We start from the raw sequence: 6,553 nt of genomic DNA on the forward strand, positions 1-6,553 counted from the left end.
CCGTTCGCTTCGAAGGTCCCGCGTACGAAGCTACGGACACGGCGTCAGCCCGGCGTCAGCCCTTCGTCATCCGCTCGGCGTCAGCCCTTAGTCATCCGCTCGGCGTCAGCCCTTCGTCAACCGCCCGGGGACGCGTCCGGGGACACGTCGGGGAATGCGTCCGGGGACACCTCGGGGAATCGGTCCGGGGACACCTCGGGGAACGGATCCGGGGATCCGTCCGGCGATACGTCCGGGAACGCGTCCGGAGTCACGTCCGCCCCGGGCCCGCTGCACTCGGGGCTCGCGCCCACCCCGTGATGCGACAGCATCCGCGTGAACTGGGGCGACGGCTCGACGCCGAGTTCCTCGCGCAGCAGCTCCCGGAACGAGCGGTACTGGCGGACCGCCTCGATGAGGTTGCCCTCCGCGAGGTGCGCGGACACCGCCGCCCGGTGCGCGGTCTCGCGCAGGGGCTCCGTGCGGACGCTCGCCCACGCCGCCTCCAGGGCGAGTGCCGGCTTGCCGTCGCGTACGAGGGCCTCGGCCAGGGCGTCGAGCGCGTGCAGCCGCAGCTGCCGCAGCCGTTCGCGTTCCAGCAGGACCCACTCCTCGTCCCAGCCGGGCAGCAGTTCCTCTCCCCCGAGCAGTCCCGGCGGGAGCTGACCGTCGCCGGACAGCACGCCGCGCCGAAGGACACCGAGGGCCATCTCGGTGAAGTCCTGCACGTCGACGCGGAGCGTCGGTGCGAGCACCAGCGCCTCGCCCGTGCACCTGAGCAGTGGCTGCTCGCCCCGTGGCAGCTTCCACAAGGTGGTGCGCAGGCTGCCCCGGGCGTGCTCCTCGGTGACCTCGGGCCACAGCGTTCCGGCGAGGACGGTACGGGGCACGCACCTGCGCAGTCCGATGATCGCGAGCAGGCGTTGGGCGTTGCGGCCCAGTTCGACGGGCTCGGCGTCGTACTCGAGCCGGAACTGGCCGAGCAATCGCAATTGAGGAGGGGACGCCACCTTGATCGCCTCGCTCATGAGGGTTGGCCGGTTGAGCGGGCCGCGGGTCCTCTGTCCACCCACGCCGACGGCGTGTCGCCGCCCGTCGGTGCAGCCGAGCCTGTCGCAGGCTCGGAGAGAGCCTCTCACCATCAGTTTCGGCCGTTGTGACCAGGACATGCAACTCCGCGTGGCGGGCGGCTGGTCCCCGACACGTCCGCCGAGGACGCGGACGGCTGCGCCGGAGGGTTCGTGCCGGGGGACGACCGGGGCGCGGGTCCGGGGGCCTTTCGGCCCGGGCCGTCGGGTGGCGGTTCCATCGAGGCGGCTCAATGTGCTGCGTGGCACGGGAGGTTGCGCCTCGGGGCGGCCGACGGCGGGGCCGATGCCGCGGTGACGTCCAGGAGGAGGGCGATGTGACCTCGGCCTACTCCGGGCCGGCGGGCGGCCGACGGTCCGCCACGGCGCCGGACACCCGGGGCGACCGCCCGGTTTCCCCCTGACGGGCTTGCCTCCGGCGGTCGATTCCGTATAGTCGGATCCGACTAATAGGAGTCGGTGATGCGGATGGCCAGGCGGAAGATCTCCAACACGCTGGCGCTCGCCGTACTGGGTCTGCTGCGCGAGCAGCCGATGCACCCGTACGAGATGGCGTCCACCCTGCGGGAGCGGCACAAGGACAGCAGTTTCAAGGTCAACTCCGGGTCGCTGTACGACACGGTGGAGTCGTTGGCCCGGCACGGCTGGATCGAGGCCGTGGAGACGGCTCGCGACGGCAGACGGCCGGAGCGGACCGTCTACGCGACGACCGAGCTGGGCCGGCGCGAGTTCGTCGGCTGGATCGACGAACTGTTGCGCGTGCCCGTCGCGGAGTACCCGAAGTTCATGGCCGCGGTGTCCTATCTGGGCGCGCTCGGCCCGGACCGGGCGGCGGAGGCGCTGGCCGAGCGGGCGGGGCATCTGGCCCGGCGGATCGAGGAGACGAACGCGGTGCTGGAGGGCACGGTCGGCGCCGGACAGGTCCCGCGGTTGTTCATGATCGAGGTCGAGTGCGCGGTGCACGCCTGGGAGGCCGAGTTGGCCTGGACGCGGCGGACCATCGACGAGATCCGGGACGGCAGCCTGTTCTGGCCCGTGGTCGAGCGAACCGGACAGGGGTGGACGTGGTCCGCCCCGACCGACCCAGCCACCTCGACCGCCCCGACCGACGCGAGCACCCCAGCCGACGAGCATCGCGCTCCAGCCGACCCCGGCACCCCGACCGACCCCCAGGAGAACCCCCGATGACCGACGTGTTGATCGTCGGAGCCGGGCCGGCCGGGCTGTTGCTCGCCACCGAGCTCCGACTCGCCGGAGTCGGCGTGGTCGTCGTCGAGCGTCACGCCCAACGACCCTCACTCTGCCGGGGTTTCAACCTCAACGCCCGCGCCCTGGACCTGCTGGCCCGGCGCGGCCTCGCCGAGCGGCTCGTCGGCGAGGGGCGGCAGGTACCGCACGCCGCGTTCTCCGGGCTGCCGGTGACGCTCACCCTCGCGGGCACGCACACCGACCACCCGTACTCGCTGGGCATCGCGCAAACCCGGGTCGAGGAGGTCCTCGAGGAGCGCGCCCTCGCGCTCGGAGCCGACATCCGGTACGGACACGAACTCCGCGCCCTGGAACAGGACTCGGAGTCCGTCACCGCCACGCTCACCACCGCCGACGGCGAACACCGCCTGCAGGCAGCCTACTTGGCGGGCTGCGACGGTGGCCGCAGCACCGTCCGCACACAGGCCGGGATCAGCTTCCCCGGTACACCGGCCACCCGCTTCTCCCTGCTCGGCGACGTCGAGCTCGCAGACCCGGAAGCGCTGCCGTTCGGCCCGCACACCGGACCCGGCGGGAGCGTCTTCGCCATACCTCGCCCCGGCTACGTCCGGATCATCACCGCCGACCCGCAACCCCCGGCGGACAAGGACACCCCCGTCACCCTGGACCTGCTCCAGACCGCCGTGGACGACGCGCTCGCCCGCCACGTCGAGCTGCGCGCCGCGCGCTGGCTGACCCGGTTCGGCGACGCGGCGCGGCTCGCCGCCGAGTACGTACGGGGCCGGGTCGTCCTGGCCGGGGACGCCGCGCACATCCACCCGCCGGCCGGCGCGATCGGCGTCAACGTCGCCCTGGACGACGCGTTCAACCTCGGCTGGAAGCTCGCCGCCACCGTGCGCGGGACCGCACCGGCACACCTGCTGGACAGCTACCACGCCGAACGCCACACCGCCGGTGCGCACGTGCTGGCCAACACACGGGCGCAGGTGCTGCTGGGCGAGGCCGAGGACCGGCTCGGGCCGCTCACGGACCTGCTCACCCGCGTCACCGCCCACCCGGCGGGCAACCGCGCCTTCGCCGAGATCATCACCGGGCTGGACACCCGCTACGCGACGCGCCCCGACTCCGGCCACCCCTGGCTGGGCCGCCTCGCGCCCGACCTCGCCCTCACCACACCCCAAGGCCCCACCCGCCTGGCCCAATTGCTCACCCGGGGACGCGGCCTGCTGCTCGACCTGACCGTAGGCGGGACCGTCCGCGAGTCGGCCACGGGATGGGCCGACCGCGTCGACAGCGTCACCGCGACCTGCCCCGCCCACCCCGAGCTCCACGCCCTTCTCCTACGGCCGGACGGCCACACCGCGTGGCTGCGCACCGCCGGTGACGACAGCACCGACGGCCTCCACGAAGCCCTACGGCACTGGTACGGCGCGGCGGCACCGCCCGACGCCGGGACAACAGCCCCCTACGGTTCGAGGACCGCGCGGAGGGCGTCGTAGACGAGGTGTCGGCACCTGCCCTTCCGTTCCGTCGCGCGGCCCCGTAGACCGGGGGACCCGGCCCCGCAGCCGCACCCGGGCCCGGAACCGGAAGCGGTCCCTGTCAGGCATCGGCGTGGATCACCGTGCCGGACGGTTCGGCGGCGACGACGAGCACTCCCTGCTCCTCGCCGGCCGGCAGCGACGCCTTCCTGATCAGGACTGCCCACTCGTCCGGCCACACGGTCGTGGAGTCCCACAAGATCCCTTCGAGGCGCACTCCGTCGAGTTTCGCACCCCTGAGGTCCGCCCCGACGAAGTCGCTGCTCGCGCGTTCGACCTCGGCCACGGCCTTGGCCAATGCGTCGACGGTCGCACAGCTGTGGGCCAGGTCGTCGGCGAGATCCTGTGCCACGGCGTCGGCACCCGACGGGTCGGCGTACGGGGAGCCTCCGAGGGTTGCGAGCGCGGGGGCGAACTCCTCGTCGAGCTGCCTGCGGATGCGGTGCAGGTCGTGCAGGAGCCGTTCGGCGGGGCCGGCGAGGCTGAACTCGACGGCGGTGAGGTAGTCGTACCCGGTGAGCGTGACAGGGCGCCGCTGCGGCTCGGGAAGCCTGGTCATCTCCCGCAGATGCTTCCTGAGCTGCTCCAGCACCGGGTCGGCGGCGATGAGGAGTTGCGTGCCGTCCTGGAGGAGGTCGCTGAGGCCCTGGACGATACGGACGGCGGCGCGCATGGTCGCGCACAGATCGGTGGGCCAGTAGCGGCGGGCCAGATGCAGCGCCTGCTGGCGGTACTTCACCCGCACCGACGACGGCCGGTGCGACAGCGGACCGCGGTCCGCGCGCTGTTCCTCGTCCGGGGCGATCTGCTCGGCCCCGGCCGCGCCGGCCTCGTCGGCTCGCCGACGCCGGACGGCGCTTCCCACCGAGCGGTGTGCGGCGGCCAGGAGGCGATCCAGCGCAAGGTCGGGGGACCGCAGTTCGGGGGGACCACCCTGCGCGGTGATCCGGTCCGTGGTGGCGAGGCCCAGGTGCCGATGGGCGCGGGCCAGCAAAGCGTCCAGGGCGTCGTCCCTGACGTCGGAACTCCGCGCACCGGGGTCGCGGTCGGTCACGGCGCCCTCCTGTCGTCGGTGAGACCGGTCTCCAGACGCAGCCCTTCGCGCAGGGCGGCGCGGGCCCGGGTCAGGTTCTGCCGCACGGCCGCCTGGGTGGTGCCCATGGCGCGGGCGCTCTCCTGCGTGGTGAAGCCGTCGAGATACCAGGCGAGGGCGGCGCGTTGTTTGACGGGCAGTTGGAGCAGCAGGGAGATCACCCTGCGCTCCTCCTCGCCGAGTTCGGCGGCGTGGGCCGGAGTCTGCCAGCGCAGGGTGGTCCTGGGTTCCGGCATCTCGGCACAGGGGTCTTCTGGTGTGACCTGCTGACTGACCCAGGACCGCCAGGCCACGGTCCGCAGCCAGGCACGTGGATGGGTCAACGACAGGCCCGGGGCGCACATGTGGGTGAACGCGTCCTGGGCCGCGTCCTGCGCTTCGGTCCAGGACGCGCCGTGCAGGAGCAGGAAACGGATCAAGGCCGGATACTGCTCGTGGTGAAGGGCCTCCGCGAGCTCGATGCCGGGGAGCGGGGCCGTGCCGGTCTCGAGTTGGTCGGCCAGATCCGTGTCAGTGCCGAGGGCGTCCTCCACGACGACCACCCCCGCTCCGATCGGCCCGCGTGGGGTGGGTGCGCAGGACCGCGCGGGGCCCCTGGGCGGTCGCGCAGCGGATCCGGTCGGTCTGCCCCGCCTCGGTGATGCGGGCTATCTCCACATCGGCGGCCAGACGTCGGTGAGCGACCCTCACCATGGCGTTGACGACGCTGACGACCACGGTCACCACCGCTCCGACGATCACAGGATCCATCCCCCACGTTCCCCTTCCGGACGGCCCACTCGCTACGGCCCGCGCGCCGCACGCACCACAACAGTGCCGATTCGTCCGGGAGTTGTGACATCGCGCTGGTCACGGGTCCGGCGGGGCGGGCTCGCCATGCCGAGGGGCTCAGGCGGTGGCGTCCGAGCCGAGGTAGTCCACCGTCACCCGCGCCGCATGCGGAGCCAGCAGGGCCCGCAGTTCTTCCGCGGCGGTCTTGAGGAGATGGCCGTCGCGGGTCGCCCGGACGGTTTCGAGGACGAAGGCGACGCGGGTGGAGTCCTCGGTGACACGGGTGCGGTGGGCGTCGCGGTGGTTCCAGTGGCGGGTGAGCACGTCGGTGGTGTCGATGTAGATCACCTCGCCGGGCTTGGGGGTCTCGGTGGTGTCGGGCTCGCCGAGCGGGGTGAAGGTCTCGCCGCCGTCCGCGTACCGGATGTCGATGTCCCCGGTGACCTGGTCGAGGTCGAAGGCGCCTGCGGGCAGGCCGTGGCGCACGGAGACGGTGTTGTACGAGTCCACGGCCGGGTTGATGCGCGGCAGCACGCCCGTCTTCGCCAGCCGGCGGCCCAGGGCGTCGACGCTGGGCCGGACGCGCCGGGGGTTGGTGCCGAAGGAGCGGTACGCGGCGTGCCAGGCCTCGACGCGCGGGTCTGTCTCGTCGGCGGGTCGCCAGGTGCCCTCGGCGAGTTCACCCTCCAGCTCCGCGATGGCGGCGGCGGTGGCCGGCCAGAGCTCGTGGCCGCGCAGCCCTGCAGCGGTGACGACGGCGACGAGGGTGTCGGGGAACGCGTCCACGACGGCGGGGCTGATGCGGAAGGTGGTCATCGAGGGGGTTCCGTTCCTGGGGAGTGCGTGACTACTCCCCCGCATGAATGCGGGGG

The 6,553-nt window shown here is 72.8% G+C and carries 7 protein-coding genes; 2 read left to right on the forward strand and 5 right to left on the reverse strand.

The window, feature by feature from the left end:
• Nucleotides 1-116: 116 nt before the first annotated feature.
• Nucleotides 117-1,007, reverse strand: a complete 891-nt coding sequence (locus tag WN71_RS33470; protein WP_338058719.1) for an AfsR/SARP family transcriptional regulator — start codon at nt 1,005-1,007, stop codon at nt 117-119.
• 528 nt (nt 1,008-1,535) lie between these two features.
• On the opposite strand from WN71_RS33470, the gene WN71_RS33475 reads away from it, so the two are divergent.
• Nucleotides 1,536-2,255 carry a PadR family transcriptional regulator gene (locus tag WN71_RS33475; protein ID WP_079178313.1) on the forward strand — a complete coding sequence of 240 codons (720 nt, stop codon included), beginning with the start codon at nt 1,536-1,538 and terminating at the stop codon, nt 2,253-2,255.
• On the forward strand, nt 2,252-3,775 hold the full coding sequence (locus WN71_RS33480; protein ID WP_071369909.1) for an FAD-dependent monooxygenase: 1,524 nt from the start codon (nt 2,252-2,254) through the stop codon (nt 3,773-3,775). Before WN71_RS33475 ends, WN71_RS33480 begins: the two co-directional genes overlap by 4 nt.
• Before the next feature lie 103 nt (nt 3,776-3,878).
• On the opposite strand, the gene WN71_RS33485 is transcribed toward WN71_RS33480, so the two are convergent.
• The 4 genes from WN71_RS33485 to WN71_RS33495 all read right to left on the reverse strand — a co-directional run bounded on the left by WN71_RS33485 (nt 3,879) and on the right by WN71_RS33495 (nt 6,497).
• Nucleotides 3,879-4,871, reverse strand: a complete 993-nt coding sequence (locus WN71_RS33485) for a hypothetical protein (protein ID WP_046592908.1) — start codon at nt 4,869-4,871, stop codon at nt 3,879-3,881.
• Complete coding sequence (locus WN71_RS33490; RefSeq protein WP_046592932.1) at nt 4,868-5,443, reverse strand: RNA polymerase sigma factor; 576 nt, start codon at nt 5,441-5,443, stop codon at nt 4,868-4,870. The genes WN71_RS33485 and WN71_RS33490 overlap by 4 nt, the downstream gene beginning before the upstream one ends.
• Nucleotides 5,421-5,660 carry a hypothetical protein gene (locus WN71_RS40390; RefSeq protein WP_079178309.1) on the reverse strand — a complete coding sequence of 80 codons (240 nt, stop codon included), beginning with the start codon at nt 5,658-5,660 and terminating at the stop codon, nt 5,421-5,423. Before WN71_RS40390 ends, WN71_RS33490 begins: the two co-directional genes overlap by 23 nt.
• 138 nt (nt 5,661-5,798) lie before the next feature.
• Nucleotides 5,799-6,497 (reverse strand): B3/B4 domain-containing protein, encoded by a 699-nt coding sequence (locus tag WN71_RS33495; RefSeq protein ID WP_046592907.1) that lies wholly within the window; start codon nt 6,495-6,497, stop codon nt 5,799-5,801.
• Nucleotides 6,498-6,553: the final 56 nt, after the last annotated feature.

The sequence above is a fragment of the Streptomyces mangrovisoli genome, from assembly GCF_000974985.2.
In the GTDB taxonomy this organism is placed as follows: domain Bacteria; phylum Actinomycetota; class Actinomycetes; order Streptomycetales; family Streptomycetaceae; genus Streptomyces; species Streptomyces mangrovisoli.

Excerpts from the sequence above, each read along its gene's own strand:
- WN71_RS33470 (WP_338058719.1), bottom strand. The coding sequence starts at position 1,007 with ATGAGCGAGGCGATCAAGGTGGCGTCCCCTCCTCAATTGCGATTGCTC.
- WN71_RS33475 (WP_079178313.1), top strand. The coding sequence starts at position 1,536 with ATGGCCAGGCGGAAGATCTCCAACACGCTGGCGCTCGCCGTACTGGGT.
- WN71_RS33480 (WP_071369909.1), top strand. The coding sequence starts at position 2,252 with ATGACCGACGTGTTGATCGTCGGAGCCGGGCCGGCCGGGCTGTTGCTC.
- WN71_RS40390 (WP_079178309.1), bottom strand. The coding sequence starts at position 5,660 with ATGGATCCTGTGATCGTCGGAGCGGTGGTGACCGTGGTCGTCAGCGTC.
- WN71_RS33495 (WP_046592907.1), bottom strand. The coding sequence starts at position 6,497 with ATGACCACCTTCCGCATCAGCCCCGCCGTCGTGGACGCGTTCCCCGAC.